Raw genomic sequence first — 16,716 nt, 5'->3', positions numbered from 1 at the left:
CAGGGCGCCGAGCGCGAGCAGCGTCCCGTCCGGGCCGGTCGCCGTGCTGCCGTCGCCGGTGTCGGCCGCCCCCACCGGCACGCTCGTGACCTGACCGTCCGCGACGGGCGCGGGAAGCGGGACGGGCCGCACGGTGCCCGGCGCGGGCCGGGGAGCGACGGGCTGGGGAGCAACGGGCTGGGGAGCAACGGCCTGGGGCGCCACCGCCTGGGGCGCAGCGGTCGCCGGCGCCGCCGGCCGCGGGACCGCAGTGGCCACCGCCGGCGGCGCCGGTGCCGGCGTCCCCTGCGCGAAGGCCTGTCCGGGGACGAGGAGGAACAGCGCGGCGGCCGCAGCCGCGGCGCCGGCGAGGCGGGCGGTCGGGAGTGCGGTCATGACGGTCCTTTCGGGGAGCGGATGTGGTGGCCCCCCTGTGACGCGTCGTGGCCCGGCCCGCGTTGCGGCCGCGGGCGGATATGAGGCGCGTCACGATCCGTCCTCCGTCGTCTGGGATCACAGGATGCCGCGTTTGACAGCCCGGGCCGCCGCTGGGGATCCTGGACGCGCAATCGCGGAACCGGGGTCGAGGGGCGCTGCGACGGACCGTCACACGACGGGTCCGCCACGCTCGACCACTGGCCATTGCAGAAGGGCGCCCTCACCCACCGTGAGGAGGCCTCTCCATGACCACCTTTTCCATGATCACTCCGTCGTGCGGCCTCCCGCGCGCGGGCGACGCCTGCACACCAGGCTCCAGCGCATCAGCTCTACGAGGAGGCTTCACCACCCCATGACCGCCACCACCGCACCCGGCCAGAGCCGGCTGCAGAACATCAACGGCATCGACTTCGCCGTCGCCGACCTCGGGCTCCACGAGTTCGGCCGCAAGGAGATCCGGCTCGCCGAGCACGAGATGCCCGGCCTGATGGAGCTGCGCCGCGAGTCCGCCGAGGCGCGCCCGCTGCACGGCGCCCGCATCGTCGGCTCGCTGCACATGACGATCCAGACCGCCGTGCTGATCGAGACCCTCGTGAGCCTCGGCGCCGAGGTGCGCTGGGTCAGCTGCAACATCTTCTCCACCCAGGACCACGCCGCCGCGGCCATCGTCGTCGGCTCCGGCACGCCGGAGGAGCCCAAGGGCGTCCCGGTGTTCGCCTGGAAGGGCGAGTCGCTGGAGGAGTACTGGTGGTGCACCGAGCAGCTGTTCCTGTTCCACGACGAGAACGGCGCCCTGGTGGGCCCGAACATGATCCTCGACGACGGCGGTGACGCCACCCTGCTGATCCACAAGGGCGTCGAGTACGAGAGGACCGGCGTCGTGCCGACGGTCGAGGACGACGACCTGAGCGTCTCCGACGAGTACCGGATCATCCTCGACACGCTGCGCCGCTCGCTCGAGGCCGACCCGAAGCGCTGGACCACGGTCGCCGACGGGATCCGCGGCGTCACCGAGGAGACCACCACCGGCGTCCACCGCCTCTACCAGCTGGCGGAGCAGGGCGCGCTGCTGTTCCCGGCGATCAACGTCAACGACTCGGTCACCAAGAGCAAGTTCGACAACGTCTACGGTATCCGCCACTCGCTGGTGGACGGCCTCAACCGCGCCACCGACGTCCTCATCGGCGGCAAGGTCGCGCTGGTCTGCGGCTTCGGCGACGTGGGCAAGGGCTCGGCGGCCGCGCTGGCCGGCCAGGGCGCACGCGTGATCGTGTCCGAGGTCGACCCGATCTGCGCGCTCCAGGCGCTGCTGCAGGGCTTCCAGGTGGCCAAGCTGGACTCGGTCATCGAGAAGGCCGACATCATCGTGACCACCACGGGCAACAAGGACATCATCACCACCGAGGCGATGTCCCGGATGAAGCACCAGGCGATCGTCGCCAACGTCGGTCACTTCGACAACGAGATCGACGTCGCGGGCCTTGGCCGGATCCCCGGCATCATCAAGATCAACATCAAGCCGCAGGTGGACGAGTGGGTGTTCCCGGACGGGCACTCGATCATCCTGCTGTCCGAGGGTCGCCTGATGAACCTCGGCAACGCGACGGGCCACCCGTCGTTCGTGATGAGCAACAGCTTCGCGAACCAGGTCATCGCGCAGGTGGAGCTGTTCACCAAGCACGAGGAGTACAACAACGACGTCTACCGCCTGCCCAAGCACCTGGACGAGAAGGTCGCCAAGATCCACGTCCTGGCGCTGGGCGGCGAGCTGACCAAGCTGACGAAGGACCAGGCCGAGTACATCGGCGTGGACGTCGAGGGCCCGTTCAAGCCCGAGCACTACCGGTACTGATCCACCCTCCGAAGGGCCGGGACCACGCGGTCCCGGCCCTTCGGCGTTCCTGGGCCGCGTCCTGTGAACCTCCGTTCGCGACGGCCGTGCCCCGGCGGCCCTCGCGGCACCGCAGGATCGTCCGAACACGCCCGGTATGAGGCCGACCAGACGGTGCCGTCAGGAACCACCTGGATCCCGGCTCATCGAACGGGATCCCCGGGACACGGCCTAGAAGACCCCGCCGACGTCCTTCGCGACCACGTCGTCGAGGCAGCGCTCGGCCAGTGCGGCGATCGTCCAGGTCGGGTTGCAGGCGCCCGTCGTCCCGGGGATCAGCGACGCGTCGGTGACGTAGAGGCCGCGATGGCCGTCCACGCGCCCGAACATGTCGCAGGCCGCGCCCAGGGTCGCCCCGCCCAGCGGGTGCCAGGTGACGGGGTCGAGGTCACCGAGGTCGACCACCCCGGACGGCGCCTTGGACGCGATGCCCAGGATCCGGTCGACGCCGCCGGTCAGCGGCGCGGTGGCGCCTCCGGTGAGCCCGCCCAGCAGGCCGCCGACGACCTGCTCCACCGCGCCGGTCACGCCGCTCAGCACGTCCGTCAGCAGGGGCGGGACCGCGCCCGCGTCCGCCTCCACGAGCTTCAGGAGCATCGCCTTCACCGACGTCTGCGCGGCGGCGTCGCCGTCGGCGGGCCAGTGCAGCGTGACCGCGCCGGTGGCGCTGTCGTACCGGAAGTCCCCCACCGGCTCGCACGCACCGAAGCCCGGCATCGCCATCAGCCGCAGGTCGAACGGCAGCGGTGCCGGCCCGAACGTCAGCGTGACGGGGTTTCGCGGGTCGCTCTGGTCGCGGATGCCCGCGGCCATCGGACCGCCCTGCGGCCCGCCTGTCGGGTCGGGCACCAGTGCGCGGACGAGGATGCGGTCGCCGTTGTTGCCCCAGTTGCGCCCGACCTGGTCGTTCAGACCCGGCAGTGCCCCGGTCTCGCGCGCCGCGACCAGCAGGCGGGACGTCCCGGTGGAGCCGGCGCCGAGGAACACCGCGTCGGCGATGATCGTGATCAGCTCCTGGACGACGCCGTCGGTGTCGGTGCGCTCGACGTCGATGCGGTAGCGGCCGCCCGCCGCCGTCGCGATCCCGGCGACGCGGTGCAGCGGCGCCACCTCCACCAGACCGGAGCGCTCGGCGTCGGCGAGGTAGGTGCGGTCCATCGAGTTGCGGGCGCCGCTGTTGACGCCGGAGAAGTACTCGCCCCGTGTCACCGACGGCACGGCCTTCCCGGCCAGCTCGGCGCGGGCGATGTCCCAGTTCAGCGCGTTGGGCAGGCGCTCGGCGGTGAGACCGGCGCGGCGCGCCTGGTCGAAGAACAGGCGCGTGCCGACGTAGTTCGGGCTCGCGAGGACGTCGTCGGGGACGGTGCCGATGCCGACCCGCTTCGCGGCCCGCGGGTAGTGCACCGCGTCGAGCTCGTCGTAGTCGACCGCGGGGAGGATCTCCGCGAACGTCGCGGCGTCCGGGCGGATCCACACCCCGGCGTAGAGCAGCGTGCTGCCGCCCACCGCCGCGCCGCAGAGCACGCTCATGCCCTGTCCGACGACCTTCTCGAACAGGCCGGTGTAGGGCTTGTAGAGCACCGGCGGCTGCAGCGGGAACACCGGCGACGGCGTCAGGTACGACGAGCGGCGGTCGGGCTGCAGGAACGGCGGGAACGTGTCGCCCGCCGGGGTGATCGGCCAGCGCTTGCCCCGTTCGAGCACGAGTGTGCGGACGCCGGCCTCGGCCAGCCGGGCCGCGGCGATCGAGCCGCCCACGCCCGAGCCGATGACGACGGCCCGCGCGCTGCGCTCGGAGCGGGGTACGGGGGTGGCGGCCGACGCGGTGCCGACGAGTCCGATGCCGGCGGCCGCGACGGCCGTCGCGCTCAGGAACGTGCGGCGGGAGAGGATGGTCACGAGGCCGCTCCGATCATGATCTCCCCCGATAAGTCAGCAGACGCTTACTCGACGGCGGACTGTAGAACACCCCTTGCCGGATAGAGTGATCGGGTGCTCTTCCCCCGCGGTGACGGCGACGGCTGGACTCGCTGCGAACAGGGCCACAAGCACTGGGGCGTCCACGGGGCCGCAGGCCTGCTGCTGTGGCACGACGACCGCGTCCTGATGCAGCACCGCGCGCTCTGGAGCCACCACGGCGGCACCTGGGGCATCCTCGGCGGCGCCCGCAACAGTGACGAGACGGCGGAGCAGGCCGCGGGCCGGGAGGCCGCGGAGGAGGCTGGGCTCGACCCCGCCGACTACACCGTCACCGACTGCTTCGTCGACGACCACGGCGGCTGGAGCTACACCACGGTGGTAGCCAGCACCGACCGCGAACTGGAGCTCACCGGGCTCACCGAGGAGACCATCGACGTGCGCTGGGTGCCCGCCGACGACGTGGCCGAACTGCCGCTGCACCCCGGGTTCGCGGCGAGCTGGGAGCAGGTCCGCGGCCTCGCCTGAGACGCCCGACTAGGGTGCGCGCGGTGGGCCGACTGATCGTCATCGAGGGGCTGGACGGCGCGGGCAAACGCACTCTCGTCGACGCGCTGAGCGAGGAGTTCGGCGCCCGCGTCGCACGGTTCGCGTTTCCCCGCTACGACGACGACGTCCACGCCGAGCTCGCCCGGGACGCGCTCTACGGCCGCCTCGGCGACCTGGGTTCCTCGGTGCACGGCATGGCAGTCCTCTTCGCACTGGACCGTCGCGCGGCCGCCCCCGTGCTCCGCGACGCGCTGGCCGCCCACGACGTCGTGCTCGTCGACCGCTACGTCGCATCCAACGCCGCCTACAACGCCGCCCGCCTGCACCAGGACGCCGACGGCGAGGTGGTGGCGTGGGTGCGGGAGCTCGAGGTCGAGCGCTTCGGCATCCCCGTGCCCGACCGCCAGCTGTACCTCTCGGTTCCCCGCGCCGTCGCCGCCGGCCGCGCCGAGCACCGCGAACGCACCGAGCCCGGCCGGGAGCGCGACGCCTACGAGTCCGACGGCGGCCTGCAGGAGCGCACGGGCACGGTCTATGCCCAGCTCGCGGCCGCCTCCTGGCTCTCGCCGTGGACGGTGCTCGACGGCTCCGCACCGATCGACTCCGTGGCACTGGCGGCTCAGCTCCTGGGGTAGACGGTGGCTTCGGCGTCGTGGCCGTGCGCGCGGCCGAGGCGGGCGTCGCAGGTGAGGAGCGGGACGGCGAGCAGCTCGGCCATGGTCCGCGTCGTCGCCAGGCGTTCCAGCTCCCGCCGCGGGTATCCCGCCAAGGGCATGTTCCCGGCCCCGGGGCGGCGGCGCGGAGCGGCGTAGGTGAGGTCGTCCACGTTGCGGATCTGGACGTTCTCGGGCACGAGGCCAGGGAAGGGGCCGTGCCCGCAGAGTGGGTGCAGCCCGGGAAACGCGGGTCGCAAGCAGCTGCTGACCAGCCAATGGGATGCTGACCCGATGAAGTCGCGCGTACTGGTGGTCGACGACGACCCGGCCCTGGCCGAGATGCTCACCATCGTGTTGCGGGGCGAGGGTTTCGATACCGCCGTCGTCGGCGACGGCACGCGGGCGCTGCCGGCCGTCCGGGAGCTGCGTCCCGACGTCGTGCTGCTCGACCTGATGCTCCCCGGGATGAACGGCATCGACGTCTGCCGGGCGATCCGCTCGGAGTCGGGCGTGCCGATCGTCATGCTCACCGCCAAGACCGACACGGTCGACATCGTGCTCGGGCTGGAGTCCGGCGCCGACGACTACGTCGTCAAGCCGTTCAAGCCCAAGGAGCTCGTCGCCCGCATCCGGGCGCGCGTCCGGCGCACCGAGACCGAGCCGGCCGAGCAGCTCTCGATCGGCGACGTCACCATCGACGTCCCGGCGCACCAGGTGAACCGGGCGGGCGAGCCGATCGCGCTCACACCGCTGGAGTTCGACCTGCTCGTGGCCCTGGCCCGCAAGCCGCGCCAGGTGTTCACTCGCGAGGTGCTGCTCGAGCAGGTGTGGGGCTACCGACACGCCGCCGACACGCGGCTGGTCAACGTCCACGTCCAGCGGCTGCGCTCCAAGGTCGAGCGCGACCCGGAGCACCCCGAGGTGGTGCTGACGGTCCGCGGCGTGGGGTACAAGGCAGGGCCGCCGTGACGGATAATCCGTGAGCAGGATCGGGCACCGCGCGCGGCAGACCGTCGCCCAGGCCCGCGAGGTCGGCATCGAGCTCGCGGAGGCGTTCAACGCGGTCTGGCGCCGGTCCCTGCAGCTGCGGGTCGTGTTCTCCACGCTCGCGCTGTCCACCGCGGTCGTGCTGGTGCTCGGGTTCGTCATCCAGACCCAGATCGCCGGCAACATCCTGCAGGCCAAGCTCGACGACGCCCAGCGGCAGATCGACTCCGGCACCGCCCTGCTCGAGCGTGAGCTCGCGGGCGTCGACCCGAACCGCGACGGCGCGCAGGGCCAGCTCAACAACGCCCTCGACCGGCTCACCAACGCCAGTACCGACGACACCAGCGGCTCGCCCGCGGCCGGCAAGTTCCGCGCCGTGCTCACCAGCACCGCGGCGGGCGGCGGGAGCGACGTGTCCGCGGGCCCGCTGGAGTCCGTGCCCGCCGACCTGCGCCAGTCCGTCGCCAACGGGGCGCGGGCCCTGCGCTACGGCACGATCGAGGAGCAGGGCACCGAGGTGCCCACCATGATGATCGGCCAGCCGGTGCGCACGGCCAACGGCGATCTCGAGTTCTACCTGCTGTTCCCGCTCGACTCCGAACAGCGCACGCTCGGTCTGGTGCAGAGCACGCTGATCGTCGGCGGGCTCATCTTGCTCCTGCTGCTGGCGGGCATCGCGAGCCTCATCACGCGGCAGGTCGTGCGCCCCATCCGGCAGGCCGCCGAGATCGCGGAGCGCTTCGCCGACGGCCATCTCGACGAGCGCATGCCCGAGCAGGGCGAGGACGAGGTGGCCCGGCTCGGCGAGTCCTACAACGAGATGGCGGGCAGCATCCAGAGCCAGATCCGCCAGCTCGAGGAGTTCGGCGCGCTGCAGCGGCGCTTCACCTCCGACGTCAGCCACGAGCTGCGCACGCCGCTCACCACCGTCCGCATGGCCGCCGACGTGCTCTACGCGTCGCGCGACCAGCTGCTCCCCGCGCTGCGCCGCAGCTCCGAGCTGCTCGTCACCGAGCTGGACCGCTTCGAGGCGCTGCTCGCCGACCTCCTGGAGATCTCCCGCCTCGACGCCGGCGTCGCCGAGCTCGGTGCGGAGCGCGTCGACATGAACGGCGTGGTCTCGCGCGCGGTGGAGGCCGTGCGCGGGCTGGCCGACGAGTCCGGCACGCCGCTCGAGCTGGAGCTGCCGGTCGGGGTGTACGCGGACGTCGACCCGCGCCGCGTCGAGCGCATCGTGCGCAACCTCGTGGCCAACGCGCTCGACCACGGAGAGGGACGCCCGGTGCGCATCGTCCTCGCCGGCGACGAGCACACGGTCGCCGTGCTCGTCCGCGACCAGGGCGTCGGCCTGCGTCCGGGCGAGGCCGGGCTGGTGTTCAACCGGTTCTGGCGGGCCGAGGAGTCGCGGGCGCGGCGCAGCGGCGGCACCGGGCTGGGCCTGTCCATCGCCATCGAGGACGCCCGGCTGCACGGCGGCTGGCTGCAGGCGTGGGGCGAGGTCGGCAAGGGTGCGGCGTTCCGGCTGACGCTGCCGCGCAACGTCGGCGACACGGTCGCCACGAGCCCGCTGCAGCTCGGCCCCGACGACCGGCCGGGGGTGGACACCCGGCCGCCCGAACCGGCCGGCTCCGTGCCGACGCCGCCCGCCTGGCCGCTGATCCCGTCCTGGTCGGAGGGCGACGACGTGGAGGAGGACGCGGGGAGCGAGGTCGCGTCCGAGCTCGACGACGTGCATCCCGATGAGCTCGTCGCCGCGGACGCCGATCTCGACCGGCCCGGCCCGTCCGGCGACGAGCCCGGCACCGTTCCCGCCGACGGCGTCACCGCGGGGGACAAGCGATGAGGGCCCGCAACACCACGGCCGCGCTCGCCCTGCTGCTCGCCCTCGCCGGCGTCGCGGGCTGCGCGAGCGTGCCCACGAGCTCCCCGGTGCAGGTACTGCGCCAGGTCAGCGCCGGCGACGACGTGCAGCCCCCGCCGGGCCCCGTCGACGGCAGCAACCCGCTCGACCTGGTGCGCGACTTCGTCACGGCCTCGGGCAGCAGCACCGACAAGCACGGCGCCGCCCGCCGGTTCCTCGCCCCCGAGGCCGCGAACTGGGACGACGCCGCGAGCACCACGATCCTCGACGGCCAGATCGACACCGTGCCCGCGCCGACGGCCGCCACCTCCGACGCCGACACCACCACGATCCGCATCCGGGGCACGCAGATCGGGCGCGTCACGTCGTCGGGCGCGTTCGAGCCGGACCAGTCCACCTTCTCGCTCGACGTCGGCGTCGTGCGCCGCGACGGGCAGTGGCGCATCTCCCGGCTGCCCGACGGCGTCGTCGTGCCGCTGTCGATCTTCCGCGACAACTACCGGACCGTGCGCATCTGGTTCGTCGACCCCGTCCGCCGGACGGTGGTGGCCGACCTGCGGTACGTGCCCAGCGTGCCGGCGACGGCACAGGCCGCGCGCGTGATGGAGCTGCTGCTCGCGGGCCCGTCGGGGGCGCTGCTCGGGGCCGCGGCCAGCCAGCTGGCCCCGGGCGCCCGGCTCCGCTCGAACGTGGCCGTGAGCACCGACGGCGCACTGGTCGTCGACCTGACCCGCATCGGCGACCTCGACGAGACCGGCAAGCGGCTGCTGGCCGCCCAGGTGGTGCTCTCGCTCGCCGAGGTCAACGTGGCCAGGGTGCGCCTGCTCGTCGACGGCGAACCGCTCGTCCCGGGCAAGCCCGACTGGACCCGCGACGACGTCGCCACGCTCTCGGCCGACGTCCAGCCGAACGCCGACGTGCCCGCGCTCGTCGTCAACGCGGGGCGGGTCGGGCAGCTAACCGGGCCCACCCCGGCCGCGCCCCTGCCCGGCCCGGTCGGCAACGGCACCTACGACGCCGAGTCGGCCGCGAGCACCGTGGACGGCCAGCACCTCGCCGTCGTGACGCGGTCGCCCACCGGGCGCACCCTGCTCGTCGGCGGCGGCCCCGACGGCGGGGTCGCCCCGGCCCCGCTCACGGCGCGGACGATGACGAGGCCGTCCTGGACACCCGCGGGCGACGAGGTGTGGACGGTGCTCGACTCCGCGACCGTCGCGCGGATCAGCATCGACGCCCAGGGGCGCATCCGCACCGGCCAGGTGAAAGCCGACGAGCTGTCGTCGATCGGGCCGATCAGCGACCTGCGGCTCTCGCGCGACGGCATGCGCGTGGTGGCGGTGGTGGACGGCGGCCTCTACGCGGCCGCGGTGTCGCGCAGCATCGACGGTGAGGTGGCGATCCGCAACGTGCGCAGGCTGCGCTCGGCCGACCTCGGCGAGGTCGTGGCCGCGGACTGGCGCTCCACCGAGTCGGTCGTCGCGATCACCAGCGGCGCCGAGCCTCAGGTGGCGCAGGTGTCGGTCGACGGCCTGAGCCTGCAGCCGGTGCTGGGCAACAACCTCACCCCGCCGCTGACGGCCGTCGCCGCCGCGCCGGGCCGCCCGCTCCTGGTGACCGACCAGGGCGGTGTCTGGAGCTTCGCGGGTGGCGAGCAGGACGCGTGGCGCCAGGTGCTGGGGGGCGCCCCGAAGGCGGTCCCGAACTACCCCGGGTGATCCGCGGGACGACACGAACGGGGGATTTCCCGCGAATCCCGTGATGTCGATCCGGCGATATCGACGATGCCGGGACGTTGTCGGATCCACCGTCGAGAATGGCGGTTCTGCCGCTGTTTCCGCGGCATCGGGCGGCTCTACCTTTTCCTCCCCTACCGCTCCACGACAACACCTCGATTCTCACCTGGAGTCATGCCCGTGATCCTCGGGGCACTGCTCCCCGCGCTGGACTTCGTGCCCGGCCAGGTGTTCGGACGCGCCACCACCGCGCGCCGAGCCACGACACCGTCAGAGCGACCGCGCAGTCGTGTCCCGGTGTGGACAACTCGCCGCCTGTGGACAACTCCGGACGCCCGTCGGTGCCGGGCGGCAGGGTGGGCACGTGGCCTTCCGGGACTCCATCGCAGCGTTGGTCGATCTCGTGCTGCCCGCCGACTGCGCGGGGTGCGGGGCGTTCGAGGCGCCGTGGTGCCCGGCGTGCGCCGTCCGGCTGGGCACGCCGTCGTGGCCGGCGCTCGCGGGCGGCCCGCAGGTGCTCGCGGCCGGTCGCTACACGGGGCCGCTGCGCTCGGCGGTGCTGCGCTACAAGGAACGTGGCAGGAGGGATCTCGCGGGCCCGCTCGCCGCGGTCCTGCGCCCCCTCCTCGAGGAGCTGGCCGGCGAGACGCACGCCCTCACCTGGCTGGTGCCCGCGCCGTCCCGGCCGTCGGCGGCACGGGCTCGCGGCGGCGACCACGTGGCCCGGCTCTGCCGGTCCCTCGCCTCCGGTCGTGACGACGTGCGCGTCATCCCCGCGCTGCGTCTCACCCGCCTGGCCCGCGACTCCGTGGGCCTCGATGCCGGCCAGCGTGCGGCAAACCTGTCCGGGCGGGTCCGGCTGCGGCCGGGGCGCCTCCCACCGCCCGGGGCGGCCGTGGTGCTCGTCGACGATGTCGTCACCACCGGCGCCACGCTCCGTGCCTGCCGCGCTGCGCTGAACGAGGCAGGTGTGCCCGCGGAGGTGGCTCTCGTGCTCTGCGACGCCACCCGGCGTCACCCCTGATCATGAATGCGGCGCCGCAGTTTAGTGTCCGGGCGGTGTCCGGGGAATGTCGTTCGGCGCTTCCACCCAGCCAGGGCCACTCGGCGCAGAGCACTGTTGCCGAACCGTGATGCGGGTTACGGTCTCCCGCATCCGCCGAGGCCCCCAATCACAGGAATCACCGATCGAGCGCCCGGGGTCGGATCTCCGGGCGCAGTCTGCAACGCAACCCGACGCCGAAAGCGAGGGAAGTCTGCGTGGAGATCGTTGTCACAGGCCGTAACGTCGAGGTTCCGGAGCACTTCCGGGAGCACATCGCCGACAAGGTCGCTCGTCTGGAACGTTACGACCACAAGATCGTCGCCATGGACGTGGAGCTCTTCCACGAGCCCAACCGGCGTCAGAGCAAGAGCTGCCAGCGGGTGGAGCTCACCGGCCGCGGCTGCCAAGGAGTGGCGCGGGGCGAGGCCTGTGCCCAGGACTTCTACGCGGCGCTCGACTGCGCCGTCGCCAAGCTCGAGTCGCGGCTGCGGCGCTCGCACGACCGCCGCAGGGTCACCGGCAGGCGCACCCGCGTCATGGTCGGTCGCGGGAACGCCGACATCGCGGTGCTCGACGACGTCATGCTCGAGATCGACATCCCGGCGCCGCGCGAGAGCGCCGAGCACGTCCACTCCGCCGCCGACGACCACTCCGCCGCCGACGACCCGATGCCGGGCCGGATCGTCCGGCACAAGACCCACACCGCTGATCCCATGAGTGTCGACGACGCGCTCTCCCGCATGGAGCTCGTCGGCCACGACTTCTACCTCTTCGCCGACGCCGACAGCGGCGAACCGTCCGTCGTCTACCGGCGCAAGGGTTACGACTACGGCGTGATCCAGCTGGTCCGCTAGACCGTCCACGTCGACTGGGGCGGCGCCGTTTCCGACCGGAACGGTTGCCGCCCCTTCGGCGTTGTGGGGGAAGGGCCCGGGTGCTTCGCTACCCTGGGCCGGTGGAACGCCGTCCCTCGGCGCTCCGCATCCTGACCGCGATCGTGAATGAGGTCGACCAGTGCCGCTCCTGAACCGTCTGCTCCGTGCCGGTGAGACGAAGCTGGTGAAGCGGCTGGGGCGCATCGCCGATCACATCGACACCCTCGAGCCCGAGGTCCAGGCCCTCACCGACGCCGAGCTGCGGGCGAAGACCGACGAGTTCCGCTCCCGCTACGCCGAGGGCGAGACGCTCGACGAGCTCCTGCCCGAGGCGTTCGCCGTGGTCCGCGAGGCCGCGCAGCGCACCATCGGCCAGCGCCACTTCAAGGTCCAGCTCATGGGCGGTGCGGCCCTGCACCTCGGCAACGTCGCGGAGATGAAGACCGGCGAGGGCAAGACGCTCACCTCGGTGCTCCCCGCCTACCTCAACGCGCTGTCCGGCGACGGGGTCCACCTCGTCACCACGAACGACTACCTGGCCAAGCGCGACTCCGAGAACATGGGCCGCATCCACCGGTTCCTCGGCCTGTCGGTCGGCGTGATCCTCTCCGACATGACGCCGCTGATCCGCCGCGGCCAGTACCTCGCCGACATCACCTATGGCACCAACAACGAGTTCGGCTTCGACTACCTGCGCGACAACATGGCCTGGAACAAGGCCGACATGGTGCAGCGCGGCCACAACTTCGCGGTCGTAGACGAGGCCGACTCCATCCTCATCGACGAGGCCCGCACGCCGCTGATCATCTCCGGCCCGGCCGAGCAGAGCGCTCGCTGGTACCAGGAGTTCGCGCGCATGGCGCCGATGCTCAAGAAGGACATCCACTACGAGGTCGACGAGCGCAAGCGCACCGTCGGCGTCACCGAGGACGGCGTCACCCTCGTCGAGGACCAGCTCGGCATCGACAACCTCTACGAGGCCGCCAACACCCCGCTCGTCGGCTACCTGAACAACGCCCTGAAGGCCAAGGAGCTGTTCAGCAAGGACAAGGACTACATCGTCCGCGACGGGCAGGTCTTCATCGTCGACGAGTTCACCGGCCGCGTGCTGGCCGGCCGTCGTTACAACGAGGGCATGCACCAGGCCATCGAGGCCAAGGAAGGGGTGGAGGTCCAGGCGGAGAACCAGACGCTGGCCACCATCACCCTGCAGAACTACTTCCGCCTCTACACGCGCCTGTCCGGCATGACCGGCACCGCCCAGACCGAGGCCGCGGAGCTGCACCAGATCTACAAGCTCGGCGTCGTCCCGATCCCGACGAACCGGCCGATGATCCGCGAGGACCAGCCCGACCTGATCTACAAGACGGAGGAGGCGAAGTTCGCGGCCGTGGCCGCCGACATCGCCGAGAAGCACGCCAAGGGCCAACCCGTCCTGGTCGGTACGACGAGCGTCGAGAAGTCCGAGTACCTGGCCAAGCTGCTCGTGCAGCTGCAGGTGCCGCACGAGGTGCTCAACGCGAAGCAGCACGAGCGCGAGGCCCAGATCGTCGCGCAGGCCGGGCATGCCGGTGCGGTCACCGTCGCCACCAACATGGCCGGTCGCGGCACCGACATCGTGCTGGGCGGCAACCACGAGTTCCTCGCCGACCTCGAGCTGCGCCGCCGGGGGCTCGACCCCGTGGAGACGCGCGAGGAGTACGAGGCGGCCTGGGACGAGGCCGTGGCCACGATGAAGGCGCAGGTCGCGGCCGAGGCCGAGGAGGTCAAGGCCGCGGGCGGGCTGTACGTCCTGGGTACCGAGCGCCACGAGTCGCGCCGCATCGACAACCAGCTGCGCGGCCGCTCGGGTCGCCAGGGCGACCAGGGCGAGTCGCGGTTCTACCTCTCGCTCGGCGACGACCTCATGCGCCGGTTCAACGGCCAGATGGTCGAGTCGATCATGAACCGGTTCAACCTCCCCGACGACGTCCCGATCGAGGCGGGCATGGTCACCAAGGCCATCCGCAGCGCGCAGACGCAGGTCGAGCAGCAGAACTTCGAGATCCGCAAGAACGTCCTCAAGTACGACGAGGTGCTCAACAAGCAGCGCACCGTCATCTACGACGAGCGCCGCCGCGTGCTCGCGGGCGAGAACATCCAGGAGCAGATCGAGCACATGCTCGAGGACGTCATCACCGCCTACGTCGACGGCGAGACGTCCGAGGGCTACTCCGAGGACTGGGACCTCGACAAGCTCTGGACGGCGCTGGGAACGCTCTACCCCGTCGGCATCCGCTGGCAGGACCTCGCCGGCGACGGTGACCACGACGACCACGGCGACCTCTCCCGCGAGGCCCTCTCGGCCGCCGTGCTGGCCGACGCGCAGGATGCCTACGCACGCCGCGAGGCCGAGATCGACACGGTCATCGGCGCCCAGGGCGGCATGCGGGAGCTGGAGCGGCAGGTGCTGCTGCAGGTCATGGACCGCAAGTGGCGCGAGCACCTCTACGAGATGGACTACCTCAAGGAGGGCATCGGCCTGCGCGCGATGGCCCAGCGCGACCCGCTGATCGAGTACCAGCGCGAGGGTTTCGACATGTTCTCCGCGATGCTCGAGGGCATCAAGGAGGAGACGGTCGGGCACCTGTTCAACGTCCGGGTCCAGGCGGCCGAGCCTGCCGCGCCCGAGACCGTCGAGGGCGCCGTCACCGAGCAGGTCGAGGCCGTGGCCGCACCGGCCACCGAGCCCACGCCCGCGTCCGCGTCCCTGGAGAAGGGACTCCGCCCCGCGCCGCCCCTCGAGGACCCTGACGCCACCAGCGTGCTGCCCACGGCGTTCCGCGGCGCCCGCCCCGGCGACCTGAGCTACAGCGGTCCGTCCGAGGACGGCAACGCCACCCGCGCCCGCGGTGGCGATGGAAACGGCGCGGGTAAGGGCGCGGCGAACGGCTCCGGCAGCCGCGCGGGGAACGGCGCGGCGGCCCAGCCGTCGCGCAACCGGCCATGCCCGTGCGGCTCGGGCCGCAAGTACAAGCAGTGCCACGGCTCACCCACCACCGCACGTCCCTGATCCCGCCGGGCGCCGTGCCGGGCGTCCTCCGGCACGGCGCCCTGGGGCCCCGTGTGCGCCCCTTTCGGGCGCTCAGCCCCAGGTCTTGTTCGACATGCCGGCCTCCCCTCACGTCGGTGCATCCCTGTCACGGTCGTGCTCCTGTCAGCCCCAGGTCTTGTTGCGCATCGGGTCACCTCCTCCCCGGGGTCCGTGCTCCCATCACTCGTTCGAGTGGACGTGGGCGTTGATCGGACCAGCCTGATTGTGATCGAAGGTGAAGAATCTGCCCCTCTCGAGTGACATGTTGGAGATCGTTCCTCTAGGCTCGGTGCGCCCGCGCTGCCGATGACTTGCGAGTGCGCATGACGGTCGAACGCGACGGCCGGCGCCCGCGCGCGGGTCGTCTGCCGGTGTCGGCCGTGTCGAGCTGGCCGGTGTGGGGCATGCCCCGGCGGGTTCTGGCCCCGGTGCTCCTGGTCGAGCTGACCGCACTGCTGCTGACGGTGGCCCCGGGCGTCGCCGGCGTTCTCCCGCGTCCCACCGATCTGCGGACGCTGGCGATCGTCGGACTGCTCGGCCTCGCCCACACCGAGGTCGCGGTCCGCGTCGAGCGGCAGCGGCGCAGGGTCACCGAGGCGCTGCACGTCGACCTCACGTCGGTCTGGACGTTCGCGGCGGCCCTCCTGCTGCCCCCGACCCTCGCGGCGCTGCTGGCCGTCGTGCTGCAGGTGCACATCTGGCGACGGGCCTGGTACCCGCGGGTCCCGTTGTTCCGCCAGCTGTTCAGCATCGCGACGGTCGTGCTGGCCTGCCTGGCCGCCGGGGGCGTGGCGCGGTCGTTCGCGCCCGGTGCGTTCGGGCAGCCCCCGATCGGCCTCGCCGAGCTGGAGAGCATAGGGCTCGCGCTGCTGACGTACGCGGTGGTCAACAGCGCGCTGGTCGCCGGCGCGATCCTGCTCAGCGCGCCGCAGCAGGACGTCGCCGGGGCCATCGGTGGCTGGGACGAGAACCTGCTGGAGATCGCCACCCTCTGTCTGGGGGCCCTGACCGCGATCGGGCTGACCATCAGCCCGTACCTGACGGGGTTCGTGCTGCCCGCGCTGCTGCTCCTGCACCGCGCCGTGCTCGTGCGCCACCTCCAGGAGGCCGCCGACACGGACGTGAAGACCGGCCTGCTCAACGCCGCGGCCTGGCACGGCAGGGCGGAGGACGAGATCCGCAGGGCCGGTGAGCGGGACGGGCCCGGCGCCGTGCTCGTGATCGACCTCGACCACTTCAAACGCATCAATGACCGGCACGGCCACGTGGCCGGCGACGCGGTCCTCGCCGCCGTGGCCGATGCGCTGCGCAGCGAGATCCGCGAGCACGACCTCGTCGGCCGGTTCGGCGGTGAGGAGTTCGTGGTGCTGCTGGCCGGGAGCCCGGACGACACGGAGACGGCGTTCTTCCTGGTGGCCGAGCGGATCCGCCGCCGGATCCGCGAGCTCAGCATCGAGTTCACCACGGCGGACGGGGTGCACGGCATCAGCGGGTTGAGCGTGTCGATCGGCGGGGCGGTACATCCGCTCGACGGGCACGATGTCCGGACGCTCCTGCACGTGGCCGACACCGCGCTCTACGCCGCCAAGCGGGCTGGTCGCGACACCGTGCACATCGGCCTGCAGCTGCCGGACCAGCGCGCGCGTCCGGGCACGATGGCGCCGCCCGCGGGGGAGCACTGACGGGTGCCGGCGAGGTCCGTGCCGCAGATG

Annotated in this window: 12 protein-coding genes, 1 pseudogene and 1 riboswitch; of the genes and pseudogenes, 10 read left to right on the top strand and 3 right to left on the bottom strand. The window is 72.2% G+C overall.

Going from position 1 to position 16,716, the window contains the following annotated elements:
• Window positions 1-375, bottom strand: a pseudogene (locus tag JWR81_RS21610) (hypothetical protein); the annotation flags it as partial.
• Between the two features lie 183 nt (window positions 376-558).
• Window positions 559-644, top strand: a riboswitch (S-adenosyl-L-homocysteine riboswitch).
• A 125-nt stretch (window positions 645-769) separates the two neighbouring features.
• Between JWR81_RS21610 and ahcY the strand changes: the two are divergent.
• Window positions 770-2,269, top strand: coding sequence for an adenosylhomocysteinase (gene ahcY, locus JWR81_RS21605; protein ID WP_297655931.1), 1,500 nt, complete (start codon window positions 770-772; stop codon window positions 2,267-2,269).
• A gap of 210 nt (window positions 2,270-2,479) precedes the next feature.
• On the opposite strand, the gene JWR81_RS21600 is transcribed toward ahcY, so the two are convergent.
• Complete coding sequence (locus JWR81_RS21600; protein ID WP_297655928.1) at window positions 2,480-4,207, bottom strand: GMC oxidoreductase; 1,728 nt, start codon at window positions 4,205-4,207, stop codon at window positions 2,480-2,482.
• A 93-nt stretch (window positions 4,208-4,300) separates the two neighbouring features.
• Between JWR81_RS21600 and JWR81_RS21595 the strand changes: the two genes are divergently transcribed.
• Both JWR81_RS21595 and JWR81_RS21590 read left to right on the top strand, forming a co-directional pair.
• Complete coding sequence (locus JWR81_RS21595; protein WP_297655926.1) at window positions 4,301-4,753, top strand: NUDIX domain-containing protein; 453 nt, start codon at window positions 4,301-4,303, stop codon at window positions 4,751-4,753.
• A 23-nt stretch (window positions 4,754-4,776) separates the two neighbouring features.
• A complete protein-coding gene (locus tag JWR81_RS21590; protein WP_297655923.1) occupies window positions 4,777-5,409 on the top strand; it encodes a dTMP kinase in 633 nt (210 codons plus the stop codon).
• Here the strand turns inward: JWR81_RS21590 and JWR81_RS21585 are convergent.
• Window positions 5,394-5,627, bottom strand: a complete 234-nt coding sequence (locus tag JWR81_RS21585) for a hypothetical protein (protein WP_297655918.1) — start codon at window positions 5,625-5,627, stop codon at window positions 5,394-5,396. The genes JWR81_RS21590 and JWR81_RS21585 overlap by 16 nt on opposite strands.
• Before the next feature lie 94 nt (window positions 5,628-5,721).
• Between JWR81_RS21585 and mtrA the strand changes: the two genes are divergently transcribed.
• The 7 genes from mtrA to JWR81_RS21545 all read left to right on the top strand — a co-directional run bounded on the left by mtrA (window position 5,722) and on the right by JWR81_RS21545 (window position 16,686).
• On the top strand, window positions 5,722-6,399 hold the full coding sequence (gene mtrA / locus JWR81_RS21580) for an MtrAB system response regulator MtrA (protein WP_297655915.1): 678 nt from the start codon (window positions 5,722-5,724) through the stop codon (window positions 6,397-6,399).
• 10 nt (window positions 6,400-6,409) lie between these two features.
• Window positions 6,410-8,260: an MtrAB system histidine kinase MtrB gene (mtrB, locus tag JWR81_RS21575; RefSeq protein WP_297655912.1), complete on the top strand. Its 1,851-nt coding sequence runs from the start codon at window positions 6,410-6,412 to the stop codon at window positions 8,258-8,260.
• Window positions 8,257-9,993: an LpqB family beta-propeller domain-containing protein gene (locus tag JWR81_RS21570; protein WP_297655909.1), complete on the top strand. Its 1,737-nt coding sequence runs from the start codon at window positions 8,257-8,259 to the stop codon at window positions 9,991-9,993. Before mtrB ends, JWR81_RS21570 begins: the two co-directional genes overlap by 4 nt.
• 382 nt (window positions 9,994-10,375) lie before the next feature.
• Complete coding sequence (locus JWR81_RS21565) at window positions 10,376-11,035, top strand: ComF family protein (protein WP_297655906.1); 660 nt, start codon at window positions 10,376-10,378, stop codon at window positions 11,033-11,035.
• Window positions 11,036-11,271: 236 nt separating this feature from the next.
• Window positions 11,272-11,910, top strand: a complete 639-nt coding sequence (raiA, locus tag JWR81_RS21560; RefSeq protein WP_297655902.1) for a ribosome-associated translation inhibitor RaiA — start codon at window positions 11,272-11,274, stop codon at window positions 11,908-11,910.
• Window positions 11,911-12,070: 160 nt separating this feature from the next.
• A complete protein-coding gene (secA, locus tag JWR81_RS21555; RefSeq protein ID WP_367278824.1) occupies window positions 12,071-14,983 on the top strand; it encodes a preprotein translocase subunit SecA in 2,913 nt (970 codons plus the stop codon).
• 344 nt (window positions 14,984-15,327) lie between these two features.
• The gene (locus tag JWR81_RS21545; RefSeq protein WP_297655899.1) at window positions 15,328-16,686 is read left to right on the top strand and encodes a diguanylate cyclase; all 1,359 of its coding nucleotides are present in this window, start codon (window positions 15,328-15,330) and stop codon (window positions 16,684-16,686) included.
• The last annotated feature ends 30 nt before the right edge of the window (window positions 16,687-16,716 follow it).

Source organism: Pseudonocardia sp. (assembly GCF_025965585.1).
Taxonomy (GTDB): domain Bacteria; phylum Actinomycetota; class Actinomycetes; order Mycobacteriales; family Pseudonocardiaceae; genus Pseudonocardia.
This window is presented reverse-complemented; position numbering and strand designations above follow the sequence as displayed.